Origin of the sequence: Serratia sp. MMO-28, assembly GCF_037199905.1 — a bacterium.
GTDB lineage: Bacteria > Pseudomonadota > Gammaproteobacteria > Enterobacterales > Enterobacteriaceae > Chania > Chania oryzae.
Genome location: NZ_JBBCVB010000029.1, coordinates 12,317 through 32,864, shown reverse-complemented (window position 1 = coordinate 32,864; position 20,548 = coordinate 12,317). Strand labels below are relative to the sequence as shown.

14 protein-coding genes and 2 pseudogenes are annotated in these 20,548 nt (G+C 55.1%); 9 read left to right on the top strand and 7 right to left on the bottom strand.

Annotated elements, in window-relative coordinates; all coding sequences use genetic code 11:
* Positions 1-69: 69 nt before the first annotated feature.
* Positions 70-291 (bottom strand): cold shock-like protein CspD, encoded by a 222-nt coding sequence (gene cspD / locus WG891_RS21605; protein ID WP_037393863.1) that lies wholly within the window; start codon positions 289-291, stop codon positions 70-72.
* Positions 292-636: 345 nt separating this feature from the next.
* Between cspD and clpS the strand changes: the two genes are divergently transcribed.
* The gene (gene clpS, locus WG891_RS21600) at positions 637-957 is read left to right on the top strand and encodes an ATP-dependent Clp protease adapter ClpS (protein ID WP_337264426.1); all 321 of its coding nucleotides are present in this window, start codon (positions 637-639) and stop codon (positions 955-957) included.
* A gap of 169 nt (positions 958-1,126) precedes the next feature.
* Positions 1,127-3,406, top strand: coding sequence for an ATP-dependent Clp protease ATP-binding subunit ClpA (gene clpA / locus WG891_RS21595; RefSeq protein WP_156292892.1), 2,280 nt, complete (start codon positions 1,127-1,129; stop codon positions 3,404-3,406).
* A 203-nt stretch (positions 3,407-3,609) separates the two neighbouring features.
* Here the strand turns inward: clpA and infA are convergent, their stop codons facing one another.
* The 6 genes from infA to WG891_RS21565 form a co-directional block, all read right to left on the bottom strand.
* On the bottom strand, positions 3,610-3,828 hold the full coding sequence (infA, locus tag WG891_RS21590; RefSeq protein ID WP_002211347.1) for a translation initiation factor IF-1: 219 nt from the start codon (positions 3,826-3,828) through the stop codon (positions 3,610-3,612).
* A gap of 106 nt (positions 3,829-3,934) precedes the next feature.
* Entirely contained in the window at positions 3,935-4,660 is a 726-nt protein-coding gene (aat, locus tag WG891_RS21585; RefSeq protein WP_337264425.1) for a leucyl/phenylalanyl-tRNA--protein transferase, read from the bottom strand.
* 30 nt (positions 4,661-4,690) lie between these two features.
* On the bottom strand, positions 4,691-6,427 hold the full coding sequence (cydC, locus tag WG891_RS21580; RefSeq protein WP_337264424.1) for a heme ABC transporter ATP-binding protein/permease CydC: 1,737 nt from the start codon (positions 6,425-6,427) through the stop codon (positions 4,691-4,693).
* Positions 6,428-6,429: 2 nt separating this feature from the next.
* Complete coding sequence (cydD, locus tag WG891_RS21575; protein WP_337264423.1) at positions 6,430-8,196, bottom strand: heme ABC transporter permease/ATP-binding protein CydD; 1,767 nt, start codon at positions 8,194-8,196, stop codon at positions 6,430-6,432.
* Positions 8,197-8,446: 250 nt separating this feature from the next.
* Positions 8,447-9,418, bottom strand: coding sequence for a thioredoxin-disulfide reductase (gene trxB, locus WG891_RS21570; protein WP_337264422.1), 972 nt, complete (start codon positions 9,416-9,418; stop codon positions 8,447-8,449).
* A 261-nt stretch (positions 9,419-9,679) separates the two neighbouring features.
* A complete protein-coding gene (locus tag WG891_RS21565) occupies positions 9,680-10,003 on the bottom strand; it encodes a hypothetical protein (protein ID WP_337264421.1) in 324 nt (107 codons plus the stop codon).
* A gap of 125 nt (positions 10,004-10,128) precedes the next feature.
* Between WG891_RS21565 and lrp the strand changes: the two genes are divergently transcribed.
* From lrp to dmsA, 7 genes and pseudogenes are all read left to right on the top strand, one after another.
* Positions 10,129-10,623, top strand: a complete 495-nt coding sequence (gene lrp / locus WG891_RS21560; protein WP_004928318.1) for a leucine-responsive transcriptional regulator Lrp — start codon at positions 10,129-10,131, stop codon at positions 10,621-10,623.
* Positions 10,624-10,827: 204 nt separating this feature from the next.
* Positions 10,828-11,256: pseudogene (locus WG891_RS27100) on the top strand (DNA translocase FtsK 4TM domain-containing protein); the annotation flags it as partial.
* A gap of 912 nt (positions 11,257-12,168) precedes the next feature.
* Positions 12,169-14,187, top strand: a pseudogene (locus WG891_RS27095) (DNA translocase FtsK); the annotation flags it as partial.
* A gap of 196 nt (positions 14,188-14,383) precedes the next feature.
* Positions 14,384-14,995 carry an outer membrane lipoprotein chaperone LolA gene (gene lolA, locus WG891_RS21550; protein ID WP_076942269.1) on the top strand — a complete coding sequence of 204 codons (612 nt, stop codon included), beginning with the start codon at positions 14,384-14,386 and terminating at the stop codon, positions 14,993-14,995.
* Positions 14,996-15,003: 8 nt separating this feature from the next.
* On the top strand, positions 15,004-16,347 hold the full coding sequence (locus tag WG891_RS21545) for a replication-associated recombination protein A (RefSeq protein WP_156292898.1): 1,344 nt from the start codon (positions 15,004-15,006) through the stop codon (positions 16,345-16,347).
* 110 nt (positions 16,348-16,457) lie between these two features.
* Positions 16,458-17,750 (top strand): serine--tRNA ligase, encoded by a 1,293-nt coding sequence (gene serS, locus WG891_RS21540; RefSeq protein ID WP_337264419.1) that lies wholly within the window; start codon positions 16,458-16,460, stop codon positions 17,748-17,750.
* A gap of 338 nt (positions 17,751-18,088) precedes the next feature.
* Positions 18,089-20,542, top strand: coding sequence for a dimethylsulfoxide reductase subunit A (gene dmsA, locus WG891_RS21535; RefSeq protein WP_337264418.1), 2,454 nt, complete (start codon positions 18,089-18,091; stop codon positions 20,540-20,542).
* Positions 20,543-20,548: the final 6 nt, after the last annotated feature.

The window sequence follows — 20,548 nt, the reverse complement described above, 5'->3', positions numbered from 1 at the left end:
CAATAAAAAATGCCAGTCAGAGTTGGCTGGCATTTTTATGTGCATCGTAGAAGAGCTTTGAGGGGGCGTCTAGGCCAGTGCCTCGCTTTCCAGCGGCATAATAAGGCTCGCATGGTTCCCTTTCGGCCCTTGATGAACGTCAAACCTGACTTGCTGGCCCGCTTTGAGCGTTCTGTAGCCATCCATTTTGATTGTTGAATAATGAGCGAAGATATCTTCACCGCCGCCTTCAGGACAGATAAAACCGAAACCTTTGGCGTTATTGAACCATTTAACAGTACCCGTCTCCATGCTTCTACATCCCTCGCAACGCAATATTTTAGGTGAGATGAATAACTGATTCTGGTGAGTTTCAGGTGGTCAAAAGACCAGCAACTCACGAAATTACACTCTAGAGCAAATGATCATCACGTCAAGGGATCGGCTTTTGACAGTGGCGGGCAGTTCACCAAAGTTTGAAGCAGTTAACGCTATTGACATTGTTTGGTAACAAATTGTGCAAAAAATCGGGGCCGTTTTATCAACTTTCTGCTGCGGCGCGTTGGCCGTGAAGATGGTAAAATAGTAGCAATACTCCCTTTGGATAACCCAAACGTGCCCCGATATATGAGGGTATGGCAGAGAAGATGAACAGCGATGGGCAAGAGCAACGATTGGCTAAATTTTGAACATTTGGCTGAAGAGAAACAAATCGATGCGGTAAAACCGCCATCAATGTATAAAGTTATACTTAACAACGATGATTACACACCGATGGAATTTGTGATTGACGTGCTGCAAAAGTTCTTTTCTTATGATATTGAACGTGCAACACAACTGATGCTTACGGTTCACTATCGAGGTAAGGCGATCTGCGGTGTTTTCACCGCCGAGGTGGCGGAAACCAAGGTCGCCCATGTGAACCGTTACGCCAGGGAGCATGAGCATCCGTTGCTTTGTACGTTGGAGAAAGCCTGAATGGAGTCTGATTCAATAGGCGTTATCGGTATCGCCAGTTTGGGTGTCGGCAACGCGTAGCCCAGAACGTATACGCAGTGCGTGAAAAGGCAAACACAGCCCTAGCGCAAAGTGGCAAGTAAGATAGTCTGGTGAACAGGCTTAAAGGTAATCTATTTGGGAGGTGCCTATGCTCAATCAAGAACTGGAACTCAGTCTCAACATGGCTTTCGCCAGAGCGCGTGAGCACAGACATGAGTTTATGACCGTGGAGCACCTGTTGCTGGCCCTGCTCAGCAACCCTGCCGCGCGCGAAGCGCTCGAGGCATGTACGGTGGATCTGGCGGCGTTGCGTCAGGAACTGGAAGCCTTTATTGAACAAACAACGCCTACGCTGCCTGCCAGCGAAGAAGAGCGCGACACTCAGCCGACGCTCAGCTTCCAGCGCGTGCTGCAACGTGCGGTATTCCACGTGCAATCTTCTGGCCGCAGCGAAGTCAGCGGTGCCAACGTGCTGGTGGCGATCTTCAGCGAACAGGAGTCGCAGGCGGCTTACCTGCTGCGCAAACACGACGTCAGCCGTCTGGACGTGGTGAACTTCATTTCACATGGTACGCGTAAAGATGAGCCGGGCCAGGCTCCGAATGCGGAGAACCCGGTAAACGAAGAGCAGTCCGGAGGGGAAGACCGTATGGAAAACTTCACCACCAACCTGAACCAACTGGCGCGTGTGGGCGGTATCGATCCGTTGATTGGCCGCGATCGTGAGCTGGAGCGTACTATTCAAGTGCTGTGCCGTCGCCGTAAAAACAACCCGCTGCTGGTGGGGGAATCCGGCGTGGGTAAAACCGCGATCGCCGAAGGGCTGGCCTGGCGTATCGTGCAGGGCGACGTGCCGGAAGTGATGGCTGACTGCACGCTGTATTCGCTGGATATCGGTTCGCTGCTGGCAGGTACCAAATACCGTGGCGACTTTGAGAAACGCTTCAAGGCGCTGCTGAAGCAACTGGAGCAGGATCAGAACAGCATTCTGTTCATCGACGAAATTCACACCATCATCGGTGCCGGTGCGGCTTCCGGTGGGCAGGTGGATGCCGCTAACCTGATTAAACCGCTGCTGTCGAGCGGCAAGATCCGGGTGATCGGTTCCACCACCTATCAGGAGTTCAGCAATATTTTCGAAAAAGACCGTGCTTTGGCACGTCGCTTCCAGAAAATTGATATTACTGAGCCGACGCCGGAAGAGACCATTCAGATCATCAACGGTCTGAAAACCAAATATGAAGCGCACCATGACGTGCGTTATACCGCCAAGGCGATCCGCGCTGCGGTTGAGCTGTCGGTGAAATATATCAACGATCGCCATCTGCCGGATAAGGCCATTGACGTGATCGACGAAGCGGGCGCGCGCAGCCGGTTAATGCCGATCAGCAAGCGCAAGAAAACCGTTAACGTGGCGGATATTGAGTCTGTGGTTGCACGCATTGCGCGTATCCCGGAAAAAACCGTTTCTGCCAGCGATCGTGACGTGCTGAAGAACCTGGGCGATCGCCTGAAAATGCTGGTGTTTGGTCAGGATCCGGCGATTGAAGCCTTGACCGAGGCAATCAAGATGAGCCGTGCGGGGTTGGGCCAGGATCGCAAACCGGTGGGTTCCTTCCTGTTTGCCGGGCCGACCGGCGTCGGGAAAACCGAAGTTACGGTGCAACTGGCGAAAGCGCTGGATATCGAGCTGCTGCGGTTTGATATGTCCGAGTATATGGAGCGCCATACCGTTAGCCGCCTGATTGGCGCACCTCCAGGCTATGTAGGTTACGATCAGGGGGGGCTGCTGACCGATGCGGTGATCAAGCATCCGCATGCGGTGGTATTGCTGGACGAGATCGAGAAGGCGCACCCGGACGTGTTCAACCTGCTGTTGCAGGTCATGGACAACGGTACCCTGACCGATAACAACGGCCGCAAGGCAGATTTCCGTAACGTTATTCTGGTGATGACCACCAACGCCGGGGTGCGTGAAACAGAACGTAAATCGATTGGCCTGATCGAGCAGGACAACAGTATTGACGCGATGGAAGAGATCAAGAAAGTGTTCACGCCAGAATTCCGTAACCGTCTGGATAACATCATCTGGTTCAACCATCTGTCTCCGGCGGTGATCCAGCAGGTTGTCGACAAGTTTATCGTTGAACTGCAGGCACAACTGGATGCCAAGGGCGTGTCGCTGGAAGTGAGCGACGAAGCGCGTGACTGGCTGTCAGTGAAAGGCTATGACCGTGCGATGGGGGCTCGCCCAATGGCGCGCGTGATGCAGGAAAACCTGAAGAAACCGCTGGCCAACGAACTGTTGTTTGGCTCGCTGGTCGACGGTGGTTCGGTGAAAGTCGAGCTGGATAAGGACAAGAAACAGCTGACCTATCGCTTCCTCAGCGCTGCGATGCGTAAAGCCGATGAAGGTGCCGTGCATTAAGCGGTAATCTGATAATAAAAAAAGCGATGCTTCGGCATCGCTTTTTTTATGCGTGAATTCACACACAACGGAAATGATTGAGCCCTCTCAGTTTACTCGCGCCGGTGCAACTCGGTGTTGAACGTTGCTGCGGGGGTAAACGGAAAGGGCTCCTGAGGGATCACATCCTCAATGTTGCCAAAAGTTGGCAACGGGTGAGCCGATTAACGGCTACGGAAGACAATGCGGCCTTTGCTCAGGTCGTACGGGGTCAGCTCTACAGTGACTTTGTCACCCGTCAGGATGCGGATATAGTTTTTACGCATTTTACCGGAGATATGAGCGGTTACCACGTGCCCGTTTTCCAATTCAACGCGGAACATGGTGTTTGGCAGCGTATCAAGAACGGTGCCCTGCATTTCAATATTGTCTTCTTTGGCCATCGAATCCTCTAGGTGTAACTACCTTAGTTTTTAACCGGCAAGATAATGCCGAAAAACCCACATTATGTAAAGAAGTGTCGGTGAACAATGCACCGTTTCCGCAAAATTAGTTTGTTGGGGAGGGCGGTTCAACCGGATGTGGGGGTATCACTTGTGGTTGCCAGCATTCCGGCGCTAAAACCCTGCGTTGGAGGTGACTCAGCAACTGCAAAAATTGGCGGCGGGGAATTTCTTTGGCTCCCAGCGAGGCAGTGTGAGCGTTAAGCACCTGACAGTCAACCAATTCCCCGCCATAAGCGGCAAAATGATGGCAAAATGCCATCAAGGCACATTTTGAGGCATTGGTGGTGCGGCTGAACATGGATTCGCCGCAAAACAGCGCACCTTGGGCGACACCGTACAGGCCGCCAACCAGCTTATCTTCCTGCCATACCTCAACGGAGTGGGCGTGGCCCTGCAGGTGCAGCTGTAAATAAGCTTGCTGCACTTCTGGGCCGATCCAGGTTCCTTCGTCTGGGCGGTATGCGCAAGCGGCAATCACCGCAGCAAAATCCTGATTCAGAGTGATCCTGAAAGGATTGGCGCGCAGGAAGCGTTTAAGGCTGCGGCTGACGTGGTGCTCAGAGGGAAACATAACGGCACGCGGATCGGGCGACCACCATAAAATCGCTTCCCCCGGTGAGTACCAAGGGAAAATGCCGCGCTCATAGGCGGCCAGCAGGCGTGAAGGCGTGAGATCGCCACCGATTGCCAACAGGCCGTTAGGATCGCGCAGAGCGCCCTCTGGTGAGGGGAACGCTAATGATTGCGGTGACAGCTTAACAATGCGCATAGAACTCCTCAGCGTTGCCTACAGGCCGTTTTACAGCGAGATATTGTTGATCCGCTGGCGGAATTGGGCATAACGACCTGATTGTTGCATCAGGGCAGCATGATGGCCCTGCTCCACGATCTGGCCGCCGTCCATCACACAGATGCGATCAAAATGCTCCAGACCGTACAGGCGATGAGTGACCAGAATCAGCGTTTTGCCGCGGCAATGCTGGCGTAGCAGAGCCAGAATCTGCTGTTCGGTTTCAGCATCCAGCCCTTCGGTCGGTTCATCAAGCAACAACAGCGGAGCCTGGTGTAACAATGCGCGGGCAATCCCCAGACGGCGCTGTTCACCGCCTGAAAGCTGGCGGCCACCTTCGCCTAGCCAGGCATTTAAGCCTTCGTTTTCCAGCAGTTTGTCCAATCCAACCTGTTGCAGCACGTTTTTCAGTATTTCGTCGCTTGCCTGCGGGGCAGCGAGGCGCAGGTTTTCACGCAGCGTATTGCTGAAGATATACACCCGCTGGCTGACGACGGCAGTCATGGCGCGCAGCGCCGCTTCATCGTAGGCGTTCAACGGTTGCCCATTGAGCTGAATCTCGCCGCTGTTGGCATTCCAGGCGCGCGTCAGCAACTGCAGCAGGGTGGATTTACCACAGCCGGTTCGCCCCAGCAGCGCGATGTGTTCACCGGCGGCAATAGTTAATGTCACGTCATTCAGCACCGGGAGCGGCTGCCCTGGATAGGTGAAAGAAAGATCGTGCAGGTCCAGCGTTACGCCGGGCTGTGCTGCTGGCCCCGTGTCAGGGAAAATAGCCTCCGGTTGCTGATCGATAATCTGCTTGACTCGCGTGGCGGAAGCGATCACCTGGCCCAGATGCTGGAAAGCGGCAGCAACCGGCATCATAGCTTCAAAAGAGGCCAGTGCGGCAAAGGCAAACAGGGCAATCAGCGCCCCCGGTTGGCTATCACCACCGATACCGGCTGCCGCCAGCCAAAGCAGCAGCGTGACGGTAAAACCACTGGCAAGAATCGTGAGTGCTTGGGCGATGCCGCCCAGCGAAGCCTGTTGCCACTGACGCTGTTGCCAGCGCTGTTCCGTGGCATTTAATCTGGTGCGAAAAGCGTCCAACGCACCAAAAATCACCAGTTCAGCCTGCCCTTGCAGCCAAGAGGCCAGATCGGTGCGGTACTGGCTGCGCAATGCGGTTAATTCACCGCCTATCGGCTTGCCTGCGTAATAGAACACCGGGGGTAGCAACAGCAGCAACAGCAGCAGAATGCCACCCAAGGTGAAAGCCAACGGGCCATCCAGCCAATTCAGGCCAAAAGTCACCACCATAATCACCACCGCCGCGCTGACTAGGGGTGAAATCACGCGCAGATACAGGTGATCGAGCGTATCGACATCGGCCACCAGCCGGTTCAGCAGTTCAGCCTGGCGAAAACGGGCAATACCACCGGGCGACAGTGGCAAGATCTTCTTGAAGGTAAATACCCGCAAGTGTGATAGCACGCGGAACGTCGCATCATGGCTGACAACGCGTTCCGCATAGCGCCCCGCCGTGCGGAAGATCGCCGCTCCGCGCACGCCCGCCGCGGGTAACATGTAGTTGAAAGTATATAGACCGGCCAACCCGGCCAGCGAAGAGGCGGCCAGGAACCAGCCGGAAAGCGCCAGCAGGCCGATACTGGCCAGCAAAGTGACGATCGCCAGGATAATCCCCAGGCCAATCAGGACGCTGTGCCTGCGGTACAACGCCAGGAATGGCAATAAAACGCCCATAGTTATAGCTCCCCGCTGCGGTGTGCGATCAGATTAGCGAATAGGCCGGGTTGCGAACTGAGCGTGGCATAGTTGCCGCACTGTACGATTTGCCCGTTGTCCATCACCCAAATCTGGTCGTAATCTTCGGTATCTTCCAACTGGTGCGTCACCAGTAAGGTGGTCTGCTGATGTGAAGCACGATTCAATGCCTGCATGACCCAGCGTTCACTGTGGGCATCTAGACTGGCGGCAGGCTCGTCCAGCAGCAGCAGGCGACGCGGGCTGATCAGCGCACGTGCTACGGCCACGCGCTGCGCTTGCCCGACGGAGAGGCGCGCGGCGCTATCGCCCAGCTCGGTTTCCAGCCCGTTTGGCAGATGCGGCAAAAATTCGCTGACATAGGCCTGTTCAACCGCTTGCCGTAGCTGCTCTTCGCTGGCTTCGGGGTAGCCAAGCAGAATATTATCCCGTAGCGTGGGGGCTGGCAGATGTGGGTTTTGCCCCACCCAGCCGAGCTGTTGGCGCCAGTTTGCCGCTGCCAGCTCACGCAGTTCTGTTCCGTTAACCAGCAAGGAGCCACGGTAGGGCAGGAAGCCGAGCAGCAGATTCAGCAGCGAGCTTTTCCCGGCACCGCTCAGCCCAACCAGCGCAATACGTTGATTGGCGGGCAGGGTAAACGTCAGCGGCCCGGCCAGCAATGCGCCATTGGGGGAGAGAATCTCCAGATCCCGCGCGTGTAACGTCAGTGGTATCTCGCTATCCAGTACCTGTGTGCCATTTCCCACCTGTTCCCCCTCCGCCGCCAGGAAGGTTTCCAACGCTTCGGCAGCGCCCACGGCCTGTGCCTTGGCATGGTAGAAAGCCCCCAGATCGCGCAGCGGCTGGAAGAACTCTGGCGCGAGGATCAGCACCAGGAAACCGGCAAACAGCGTTACTCCGGTGCCGTAGCTGCCGAAATTCAGTTCACCGAGATAGGAGAAACCAAAATAGACCGCCACTACGGCGATGGAGATGGAAGCAAAAAACTCCAGTACCGCAGAAGAGAGGAAGGCCATACGCAGCACTTCCATGGTGCGTTGGCGAAAATCTTCCGAGGATTTGGCAATCTGTTCCGTTTCCGCCCGCCCACGGTTAAACAACCGCAGCGTATCCAACCCGCGCAGGCGATCGAGGAAATTGCCGCTCAGGCGTGCCAATGCGACAAAATTACGGCGGTTGGCATCTGCCGCTCCCATGCCGACCAGCGCCATAAACAGCGGGATCAGCGGAGCGGTGGCCAGCAGGATCAATCCGGCAGCCCAGTTGATCGGGAAGACGGTGATCAGGATCAGCAACGGGATAAAGACGGCCAGATACATCTGCGGCAGATAGCGGGCATAGTAATCCTGCATATCTTCAATCTGTTCAACGATGATACTGGCCCAGCTACCGGCGGGTTTCCCCTGGATCCAGGCAGGGCCGAGCCGCTGCAGCTTATCCAGCACCTGCGCCCGCATGCGCTGGCGGATCACCTGCCCGCAGATAAACCCGACGCGCTCGCGCAACCAGCCGAGCAACGCCCGCAGCGCAAAGGTGGCAAGCAGCCAGATAAACGAGGAAACAAGTTCAGCGCGTGGTTGATGTTCGATGATCAGGGCATGAAGCAGGGAGGCCAACAGCCAGGCTTGGGCGACAATCAATAGGCCGCTGAACAGGCCAAGCAGCATAGAAAGACGCAGCCAGCGTTGCGCCAGCGCGCTCTGGGTTTTGAGCCAACGGGTTAATTGGTATTGTCTGGTTTTTTTCATCAGGTAGTCTGCGTCGCCGATGCCTGTCGCAACAGGTCAGGTTAACGTACTGTTAAAAAAAGTGTTTGCCTCGACCTGAAGCGAAACAAGTGAGAGCTAATGTTACCTCGTCACTGGGCAGACTGAAAATAAATCTCCCTCTCGTCGTGTCAGCTGCGGCAGATTGTTGGTTATGCTCAGGGGGAGGAGGGATGTGCTGCAGATAAATAAGGCGGCCAACAAGCCGCCTTGATTGTACGAAAAGGAGAATTTACGACGCGTTAGCCTGGGCGATCCCATCAAGATAGCGTTCGGCATCCAGGGCGGCCATACAGCCGGTACCGGCGGACGTGATCGCCTGGCGGTAGATGTGATCCATGACATCGCCAGCGGCAAACACGCCAGGAATGCTGGTCTGGGTGGCGTTGCCATGAATGCCAGACTGCACCTTGATGTAGCCATTTTCCAGCTCGAGCTGACCACCGAAGATGGCGGTGTTCGGGCTGTGGCCGATCGCGATAAACACACCAGCAACGGCCAGTTCTTCAACCGTGTTGCTCTCTTTGGTGCTGCGGATACGCACACCGGTTACCCCCATTTGATCGCCGAGCACTTCGTCCAGAGTGCGGTCGGTGTGCAGAACGATGTTGCCGTTCTTCACTTTATCCATCAAACGGTTGATCAGGATTTTCTCTGAACGGAAGCTGTCACGGCGATGGATCAGGTGCACTTCAGACGCGATATTGGAGAGATACAGCGCTTCTTCCACCGCGGTGTTGCCCCCGCCGACGACCGCGACTTTCTGATTGCGGTAGAAGAAACCATCACAGGTCGCACAGGCGGAAACCCCTTTGCCCTTGAAGGCTTCTTCCGTTGGCAAGCCGAGATAGCGGGCAGAGGCACCGGTTGCGATGATCAGTGCGTCACAGGTGTATTCACCGCTGTCGCCAGACAGGCGGAAAGGGCGATTCTGTAAATCGACGCTGTTGATATGATCAAAGACGATTTCAGTCTCGAATTTCTCAGCATGCTCGCGCATACGATCCATCAACGCTGGGCCAGTCAGCCCCTCGGCATCCCCAGGCCAGTTTTCAACGTCGGTCGTGGTGGTCAACTGACCCCCTTGTTCCATGCCGGTGATCAGTACCGGATTCAGGTTTGCGCGTGCTGCGTAAACAGCGGCGGTGTAACCTGCCGGGCCGGAACCCAGAATCAGTAATTTGCTATGTTTAGCCGTGCCCATGAATGACCTCTTTTTCCACGATGGCGGACAGTGGTAGCGATTGTAGGGAAAATACGGCAGTAAAAAAAGCATCTGGCGACGTTGTTAACAATTTGTCTGATAGCTAATCCTAATTAATGACAATATCCCCATACCTGCAAGTAACAAACTCTGCAATTTCATTAATCAACCCTCAAGGGGATACTGCGCAGAAATGCACGAAAAGTGGCATTTTTGTTGGGTTTATGCCGCTAACTTCTAGGGTTTTTCATATGGATATTCCTAAATGAAAATGAGGTGCTCGGTTTTCTTCACGGTACGTTCTTCTGATTTTGCTTCTTTTACTTTGACAATCCGCTGCGCATTTGCGAAAACATCATAGGAAGAAGAAATTATCCCCGCACCGGCAGTAAATCGTATGTATTTATGCCAAGCAAGCAGCGTATGCATCCTTGCTGCAGGTGAGGGCGGGTTTGGCTCTACGGTGGTGAATTCTCTTCTGTTGTGAGCACCATTTGCATTCGTTGTAGAGGGTTGACAGACAGGCTGTATAACGGCGGCAGGTGGTAATGAAGGAAGCAGTACGGCGGTCGGCTTGACAGACATATCCCCTGCCTCAGGGGAGTACCGCTTATCAAAGACATCGGGTCTTCGCTTGGAACAAGCCCTTGCACATTGACGTTGGCTAGGGTGTGGCAAGTGCAGGGAAGAACATAAGAGAGACAATAATAATGGCAGACAACAAAAAACGCCCGGGTAAAGATCTTGACCGTATCGATCGTAACATCCTCAATGAGTTGCAAAAGGATGGGCGAATTTCGAACGTCGAGCTTTCGAAGCGCGTGGGGTTATCCCCAACGCCATGTTTAGAACGTGTGCGCCGTCTTGAGCGCCAGGGTTTTATCCATGGTTATACCGCATTGCTCAACCCGCATTATCTGGATGCTTCCCTGCTGGTTTTCGTGGAAATCACGCTGAACCGCGGTGCGCCAGATGTGTTTGAGCAATTCAACTCAGCCGTACAGAAGCTTGAAGAAATTCAGGAATGTCATTTGGTTTCCGGTGATTTCGACTATCTGTTGAAGACCCGCGTACCCGATATGTCGGCTTACCGTAAGTTGCTGGGCGAAACTCTGCTGCGTTTGCCGGGAGTGAATGACACCCGTACTTACGTTGTGATGGAAGAAGTGAAACAGAGTAACCGTCTGGTTATCAAAACACGGTAAGGCGCAGGTGCAAAACCTGATAAAGTTCGTTATACTCCTGTTTATCCATACAGTTTCGGCGCCGAGGAAGCCTCTCGGCGCTGTTACTATGCCAGCTAACAGGAACCTGGAGAGCCTTTCTTGAGCCAGGAATACACAGAAGATAAAGAAGTTACCCTGAGAAGGCTCAGCAGCGGGCAGCGTTTGCTCGAGGCTCTGTCGATCATGGTGGCGATTTTTGCCGTTTACCTCATGGCCGCACTGGTCAGTTTCAATCCTTCTGACCCCAGTTGGTCGCAAACTGCATGGCATGAACCTATCCATAATCTGGGCGGCAGTGTCGGCGCTTGGTTAGCGGACACGTTGTTCTTCACCTTCGGGGTACTCGCCTATGCGATACCACCGATCATGCTCATCCTTTGCTGGGCTGGGTTCCGCCAGCGTGGCGACCATGATTACATTGATTACTTTGCGCTGTCGCTGCGTCTGATAGGCACGTTGGCACTGGTGCTGACCTCGTGCGGCCTGGCGGCGTTGAATGTTGACGATCTCTATTATTTTGCCTCCGGTGGCGTGATTGGCAGCTTGCTGAGCAGTGCCATGCTGCCGTGGTTCAATGGCATTGGTGCTACCTTAGCGCTGCTGTGCATTTGGGCGGTGGGTTTAACGCTGTTCACCGGCTGGTCCTGGTTGGTGATTGCTGAAAAAATCGGTGGAGTGGTGCTGGGAGCCCTCACCTTTATGACCAATCGTTCGCGCCGTGACGAGCGCTACTACGATGAGGATGAGCAGGTTGAGCAGCCAGGGCCAGATCGCCAGGGCACGACGGCAGTATCAGCGGCTGTGGCCGACGATGATGTGCTGTTTTCTGCCCCTCCTGTGACTGAAATTGCCCAGCAACAAGATGATAGCGATCCATTGTTGAGTGGCTTGCGTGCCATTGATACTGATGATGAACCTTACGCAGTTGCAACTGAGCATGCACGGGGCGATGCACCGATCATCACGTCAACGGCGGTGACGGCGGCCCCCGCCGCGCCCGCTTCGGTCAATCAGCATCCGTTGAGCCCTGCGCCAGAGCAAAGTACGCCACCGCTATACTCATTTGAGCTGCCGGAAGAAACACCTGCGCCAAGAACCACACGCCAGACAGATCTCTATCAGGATGAGAATGAACCGCGCTTGGGGGATTGGAACGCATCCGTCACGCCGCAGCAGGAGCCGTCGCCGTTTGACTTTTCTGCCGCACAGCGCGATCAGGTCGATTTCAGTGGTTCAACCGGGTTCAGCAGCCGCGATGATGTGCCGGCCTTTGGGGCTGTGAAACCATCAGGCGGTACGACAACCGCCGCCGGCGCTGCAACGCACACCTTTATGCCGGCATTTACCGCCACCAGCGATAGCAGCTCTCAGATCAAACAAGGCATCGGCCCGGAATTACCGCGCCCGAACCCGGTGCGTATCCCAACCCGGCGTGAGCTGGCCTCTTACGGGATCAAACTGCCTTCACAACGCCTGGCAGAGCAAGAGCAGCGCCATCGTAGTGAAGAGCTACCCCCGCCAGCCAGTCAGTCGCCGGATGATGAGGCGCTGCAGGAAGCCGCGTTGCGTCAGGCATTTGCCGAACAGCAAAGCCAGCGCTATGGCGAAGAATATCAGCATGATGATGAAAGTGCCTTGCAGGAAGCGGCACTGGGCCAGGCTTTTGCGCAACAGCAACAGGCGCGTTATGGTGAAGAGCATATTGAGCCTGAACCCGCCCCCCTGTCACGCCCAGTGGACACCAGTAAGGCCTTCAGCTTCTCGCCGATGGCAGATTTAGTCGATGATGGCCCAACCGAGCCATTATTCACCCTGTCACCGCAGCTCGAAGAACGTATTGAGCTGCAAAGTGAACAGGAAGACGACGTGCCTTTCGGCCAGTTTGAGCCAGAAGCGCCTGCTTATCAGGCACCGCGGCCTCAAACTCCGCCGGCACCTGCTTACCAAGCGCAACAGCCTTATCAGCCACCTGCGCAGCCGCAACCTGCTGCACCAGCGATGGACAGCCTGATCCACCCGTTCCTGATGCGTAACGATCAGCCATTGCAGAAGCCGACAACGCCTTTGCCGACGCTGGATCTGTTGGCTGAAGCCCCGAAAGAGGTGGCGCCGATCGATTCTTTCGAGCTGGAGCAGAAGGCCCGTTTGGTGGAAGCCAGCCTGGCGGATTATCGGGTTAAGGCTGACGTTGTCGATATTCTGCCTGGCCCGGTGATTACGCGTTTCGAACTGGATCTGGCCCCTGGCGTCAAGGCCGCACGTATTTCCAACCTGTCGCGCGATCTGGCTCGCTCGCTTTCAACCTCGGCGGTGCGTGTGGTTGAGGTGATCCCTGGTAAACCTTATGTAGGGATTGAGTTGCCAAACGCCAAGCGCCAGACCGTGTATCTGCGTGAAGTGCTGGACTGCCCGGCGTTCCGCGACAATCCATCGCCGCTGGCGATCGTGTTGGGTAAAGATATTTCAGGCCAGCCGGTAGTGGCGGATCTGGGCAAAATGCCGCACCTGTTGGTGGCCGGTACCACCGGCTCCGGTAAGTCGGTTGGGGTCAACGCCATGATCCTGAGTATTTTGTTTAAAGCCACGCCGAAAGAAGTGCGCTTTATCATGATCGACCCGAAAATGCTGGAGCTGTCGGTCTATGAAGGTATTCCGCATCTGCTGACCGATGTGGTCACCGACATGAAAGACGCGGCTAATGCGCTGCGTTGGTGTGTTGCCGAGATGGAACGTCGCTACAAGCTGATGTCTGCACTGGGTGTGCGCAATCTGGCGGGTTACAACGAACGGGTCGATCAGGCTGAAGCCATGGGCAGGCCGATCCCGGATCCATTCTGGAAGCCGAGTGACGGCATGGGTACTGTGATGCCGATGCTGGAAAAAGAACCCTACATCGTGGTGATGGTGGATGAGTTTGCCGATCTGATCATGACGGTCGGCAAGAAGGTGGAAGAGTTGATCGCCCGTTTGGCACAGAAAGCGCGTGCTGCGGGTATCCACCTGGTATTGGCAACGCAGCGTCCATCGGTGGATGTGATTACCGGCTTGATCAAAGCGAACATTCCAACGCGTATCGCCTTCACCGTTTCCAGCAAGATCGATTCCCGTACCATTCTCGATCAGAGCGGCGCAGAATCTTTGCTGGGGATGGGGGATATGCTGTATTTGGCACCAAACTCCTCCATTCCGGTGCGTGTGCACGGCGCTTTTGTTCGCGATCAGGAAGTGCACGCCGTGGTGAAAGATTGGAAAGCGCGTGAACGGCCACAGTACAAAGAAGGTATCCTCAGTGGTGGTGATGAGGGTGAAGGCGGTACCGGGGGCAGCTTGGACGGTGATGAAGAGCTGGATCCGCTGTTCGATCAGGCCGTGGAGTTTGTGGTGGATAAACGCCGCGCCTCTATCTCTGGCGTACAGCGCCAGTTCCGCATCGGCTATAACCGCGCTGCGCGCATCATTGAACAGATGGAAGCGCAGGGGATCGTCAGTGAGCAAGGCCATAACGGTAACCGTGAAGTCTTGGCTCCGCCGCGCCATGATTGATGGCCGTTCTCTAGCCACGTAGAAATAAAGGGCCGCTTTTGCGGCCCTTGTGCAAAGAAGCGTAAACCCAGCAATTTCTTGGCGTATTGTTCTGGCAGCCCGTTCAGGGCTTCAGGTACAGTGGTGAGCGTTGAAGGTTATTTGATCCGCACGGTGTTGCCTTGCGGTAAATGTATTTCATAAGGTGCTTGGAATAATGAAAAAACTGTTAGTTGCCTGTTGTCTGCTTTCGGGATTTGCCTCCACATCCGTGCTGGCGGATGCCGCTCAAGATCTGCAAAGTCGCCTGGCGAAAGTGAACAGTTTCCACGCCAGTTTCTCCCAGTCGGTGACCAGCGGCGACGGCGCTGCGGTGCAGCAAGGGGAAGGTGAACTGTGGGTCAAACGCCCGAACCTGTTTAACTGGCATATGACCTCGCCAGACGAGAGCGTGCTGGTTTCCGACGGCGAAACCCTGTGGTTCTACAACCCATTTGTTGAGCAGGTGACGGCGACCTGGCTGAAAAATGCCACTGGCAATACGCCGTTTATGCTGATCACCCGCAATAATGCCAACGATTGGAAACAGTACCATGTTAAGCAAAAAGGCGATGATTTTGAGCTGACGCCAAAAGCCAGCAGTGGCAATCTGAAGCAATTTGCCATCACAGTTACCAACAGCGGTACGATCAAGAGTTTTACCGCGGTTGAACAAGACGGCCAACGCAGTGATTATCAGCTAAAAAGCCAGCAGAATAGCAGCGTTGATGCCGCCAAATTCAAATTTACCCCGCCGAAGGGAGTGACGCTGGACGACCAGCGGAAGTAGAGGCCTGCGTGAGTAATCTGTCGCTCGATTTTTCCCACAATGAATTTCAACCCTTGGCCGCGCGTATGCGGCCAACAACGCTTGCACAGTACATCGGCCAGCAGCATTTGCTGGCAGTGGGTAAGCCTTTGCCACGGGCGATCGAAGCCGGGCAACTGCACTCGATGATCCTGTGGGGCCCACCGGGAACCGGGAAAACGACGCTGGCAGAGCTGATTGGCCGCTATGGTCAGGCAGACGTCGAGCGGATCTCCGCGGTGACTTCCGGCATTAAGGAAATCCGCGAGGCGATCGAACGTGCGCGGCAAAATCGCGATGCCGGGCGCCGCACCATTTTGTTTGTCGACGAAGTGCACCGTTTCAACAAAAGCCAGCAGGATGCCTTCTTACCGCATATCGAAGACGGCACCATCACCTTTATCGGTGCGACCACGGAAAACCCCTCTTTTGAGCTCAATTCGGCCTTGCTATCCCGCGCTCGTGTCTATCTGCTGAAAGCGCTTACCGCCGAAGACATCTGCCAGGTGCTGGAGCAGGCCATGCAGGATAACAGCCGCGGTTTTGGCGGGCAGAATGTTGTCTTGCCAGCAGAAACCAAGCGTATGTTGTCAGAGCTTGTGGGGGGCGATGCCCGTCGGGCTTTGAACAGCCTGGAAATGATGGCCGATATGGCGGAGATCGATGCGCAGGGAATGCGGGTATTAACGCCGGAATTGTTGAAAGAGGTCTCTGGTGAGCGCAGTGCACGCTTCGACAACAAAGGTGACCGCTATTACGATCTTATCTCTGCACTGCATAAGTCGGTACGTGGTTCAGCACCGGATGCGGCGCTGTACTGGTACGCGCGTATCATTACCGCGGGGGGCGATCCGCTCTATGTGGCGCGCCGCTTGTTGGCGATTGCGTCTGAAGATGTCGGCAACGCCGATCCTCGCGCTATGCAGGTGGCGATCGCGGCCTGGGACTGTTTCACCCGCGTCGGGCCGGCGGAAGGCGAACGCGCCATCGCCCAGGCGATTGTTTACTTGGCCTGCGCGCCGAAAAGTAACGCTGTTTACACCGCATTTAAAGCGGCAATTCGTGATGCCAAAGAGGGGGCGGATTACGATGTGCCGGAGCATTTACGCAACGCGCCGACCAAGCTGATGAAAGAAATGGGCTTAGGAGCGGAGTATCGTTATGCTCACGACGAACCCAATGCCTATGCGGCTGGCGAGAGTTATTTCCCTCCAGAAATGGCGGCTACGCGCTACTATCATCCGACCTCGCGCGGGCTGGAAGGTAAAATCGGTGAAAAGTTGGCATGGCTCGCTGAGCAGGATCAAAATAGCCAGACAAAACGCTACCGCTAGCGTTGCCGTTGCGGTAAGGTTAACGGGTATCACTCTTCTTTTTGTGCGGCTTTAACTTCGCCGCATGAAACAACAATTTCTCTTTCAATAACAACAAGCACAGGATTAGCATGCTCGATCCCAATTTGCTGCGTAATGAGCTAGACGCAGTCGCCGTAAAACTGGCTCGCAGAGGCTTTAAACTCGATTTGGACCTGCTGCGTTCGCAAGAAGAGCGCCGTAAAGTTCTGCAGGTGGAAACCGAAACGCTGCAGGCAGAACGTAATTCCCGATCGAAATCCATCGGCGCAGCCAAAGCGCGCGGTGAAGATATCGAGCCGCTGCGTCGCGAAGTGAACGAACTGGGTGAAAAGCTGGATGCCGCTAAAGCCGAACTGGATAAGCTGCAAAATGAGATCCGTGATTACGCGCTGACGTTGCCAAACCTGCCGGACGACGCCGTACCGAACGGAAAAGACGACAGCGAGAATCTGGAAGTCAGCCGCTGGGGCGAGCCGCGTCAATACGATTTCGCCGTGCGCGATCACGTCGAACTGGGCGAAATGGCTGGCGGCCTGGATTTTGCCGCCGCGGTAAAACTGACCGGTTCTCGCTTTGTGGTGATGAAGGGGCAAATGGCCCGCATGCACCGTGCGCTGTCGCAGTTTATGCTGGATCTGCATACCGAGAAACACGGTTATCTGGAAACTTACGTACCGTATCTGGTCAACCATGCCACCTTGTACGGCACGGGGCAGTTGCCTAAGTTTGGTGAAGATCTGTTCCACACCAAGCCGCTGGAAGAGGAATCAGACAGCGGCAACTATGCGCTGATCCCCACTGCGGAAGTCCCTGTCACCAACCTGGTGCGTGACGAGATCCTCGACGAAGAAGACTTGCCGCTGAAGATGACGGCGCATACGCCATGTTTCCGTTCTGAAGCCGGTTCTTACGGCCGCGACACGCGCGGCCTGATCCGTATGCACCAGTTCGATAAAGTTGAGATGGTGCAGATTGTGCGCCCGGAAGACTCTATGGCCGCCTTGGAAGAACTGACTGGCCATGCGGAGAAGGTGTTGCAGTTGCTGAATCTGCCGTATCGTAAGGTGCTGTTGTGTACCGGCGATATGGGCTTTGGCGCATGCAAAACCTACGATCTGGAAGTGTGGTTACCGGCGCAGAATACCTATCGTGAGATCTCTTCCTGCTCCAACATGTGGGATTTCCAGGCGCGCCGTATGCAAGCGCGTTGCCGCAGCAAAACCGAGAAAAAGCCGCGTTTGGTACACACGCTGAACGGTTCTGGTTTAGCCGTGGGCCGTACCCTGGTGGCGGTGCTGGAGAACTATCAGCAGGCTGATGGCCGTATTCAGGTGCCGGAAGTATTACGCCCTTACATGGATGGTTTGGAATATATCGGTTAACCATCAGTTCCGAGCATCATCATTAAAAAGCGCCTGCGGGCGCTTTTTTCGTCTACGTTGTAAAACGCATCCCCAATTAAATTTCCCTGCCTTAGCCCAACAAATTATTAAATAAAAATCATTATCAATAAGGTTGTTTATATCAACCATTTATTGATTGCGAACAAAGCGAAACTACCTCTTTAGGAGGATAGTTCCACTGTTCGCAGGCCACAATAAAAACGATTTTGCCTGCGTGTTTAAAGCTGATCTGCTTTCGGAATGTCGTAACACCTTGATTGCAGGTTTTCTCGTTGCCAATCCACTGGCTAACTGAAGCAACCCAGAGCGAAACCAATATGAGCGAATCTGAAAAAAAACCATTGTCCGGCCTCCAGTGCTCGCGACGAAAACTGGTTAAGAGTAGCGCTATCGGCGGCCTTGCGCTTGCTGTCGGCGGGATCTCCCTACCGTTCAGCCGCCAAGCGGGTGCTGATACCTCTCCAACAACCCCGGCCACCAAACAACCCGATGAAAAAGTGGTATGGAGCGCCTGCACGGTAAACTGCGGTAGCCGTTGCCCACTGCGGATGCATATTACCGACGGTGAAATCAAATATGTCGAAACCGATAACACCGGTAACGATGAGTACGCAGAACTGCATCAGGTGCGTGCTTGCCTGCGTGGGCGTTCAATGCGCCGCCGTGTATACAACCCCGATCGCCTGAAATACCCCATGCTGCGGGTGGGTAAACGCGGTGAAGGCAAGTTCAAACGCATCAGTTGGGATGAGGCCTTCACGCTGATTAGCGATAACCTGCAGCGCATCATTAAAGACTATGGTAACGAAGCCATCTACCTGAACTACGGCACCGGGACACTGGGCGGCACCATGACCCGCTCCTGGCCGCCGGGTGCTACGCTGATTGCCCGCCTGATGAACTGCTGCGGCGGCTATCTGAACCACTATGGTGACTACAGCACGGCCCAGATTGCCGCTGGCCTGAACTATACCTATGGGGGGTGGGCCGATGGCAACAGCCCGACCGATATCGAAAACAGCAAACTGGTGGTGATGTTCGGTAATAACCCTGGTGAAACCCGCATGAGCGGCGGTGGCGTCACCTACCTGCTGGAACAGGCGCGTGAGCGTTCGAATGCGCGCATGATTGTTATCGATCCGCGTTATACCGACACCGCTGCTGGGCGTGAAGATGAATGGATTCCCATCCGCCCTGGTACCGATGCGGCACTGGTCGCCGGATTAGCACACGTGCTGATTAGTGAGAATCTGGTCGATCAGCCTTTCCTGGATAAATACTGCGTCGGTTACGACGAGAAAACCTTGCCAGCTGGCGCTCCGGCCAATGGGCACTACAAGGCGTATATCCTGGGCCAGGGCGAGGACGGCGTGGCGAAAACGCCTGCCTGGGCTGAACAAATCACCGGCATTCCGGCTGCTCGCATCATCCAACTGGCGCGTGAAATCGGCAGTGTGAAGCCAGCTTATATCTGCCAGGGATGGGGGCCACAGCGCCAGTCCAACGGTGAGTTGACCTCGCGTGCCATTGCCATGCTGCCGATCCTGACCGGTAACGTAGGGATTAATGGCGGCAACAGCGGAGCGCGTGAAGGATCTTACGGGCTACCGTTCGTGCGCATGCCAACCTTGGAAAACCCGGTAAAAACCAGCATCTCAATGTTCCTGTGGACCGATGCCATCCTGCGCGGGCCGGAAATGACCGCCAAGCGCGACGGTGTGCGTGGTAAAGACAAGCTGGATGTGCCAATCAAGTTTATCTGGAACTATGCCGGTAACTGCCTGGTTAACCAGCACTCTGAAATCAACCGGACTCACGACATTCTGCAGGACGACAAGAAGTGCGAAATGATTGTGGTGATCGATAACCACATGACGTCGTCGGCGAAATACGCAGACCTGGTGCTGCCGGATTGCACCGCTTCTGAACAGCGGGATTTCTGCCTGGATGCCTCGAGCGGCAATATGGGCTACGTCATTTTTGCCGATCAGGCCATTAAACCGCGTTTTGAATGCAAAAACATTTATGACATGACCAGCGAGATCGCTCGGCGCATGGGGGTGGAGCAGGCGTTCACCGAAGGCCGGACGCAGGAAGAGTGGCTGCGCCATCTTTACCAGCAGTCCCGTGAGAAAATCCCGGCGTTGCCTGACTATGAGCAATTCTTGCAGCAGGGGATCTTCAAACAGCGCGATCCTGATGGCCACCATGTGGCATACAAAGCGTTCCGTGCCGATCCGCAGGCTAACCCGCTGACCACGCCATCCGGCAAGATCGAAATCTACTCTGCTGAACTGGCGAAGCTGGCGGCCACCTGGGAACTGGAAAAAGACGATGTAATACACCCATTGCCCATTTATGCCGCAGGTTTTGAAAGCCCAGCCGATCCCCTGAGCAGCAAGTATCCGCTGCAGATGACCGGTTTCCACTTTAAAGCGCGTACCCACTCCACCTACGGCAATGTGGATGTGCTGAAAGCGGCTTGTCGTCAGGAGATGTGGATCAACCCGATTGATGCGAAGGCTCGCGGAATCAGCAATGGTGACCTGATCCGCATTTATAACGATCGTGGTGAGGTGCGCATTAATGCCAAAGTCACGCCACGTATGTTACCAGGCGTGGTCGCGCTGGGTGAGGGGGCCTGGTATTCACCAGACGGCAGCCGTATCGATCACGCTGGCAGTATTAACGTACTGACTACCCAGCGTCCTTCGCCGCTTGCCAAAGGGAACCCTTCTCATACCAACCTGGTGCAGGTCGCCAAACTGTAAGGAGTA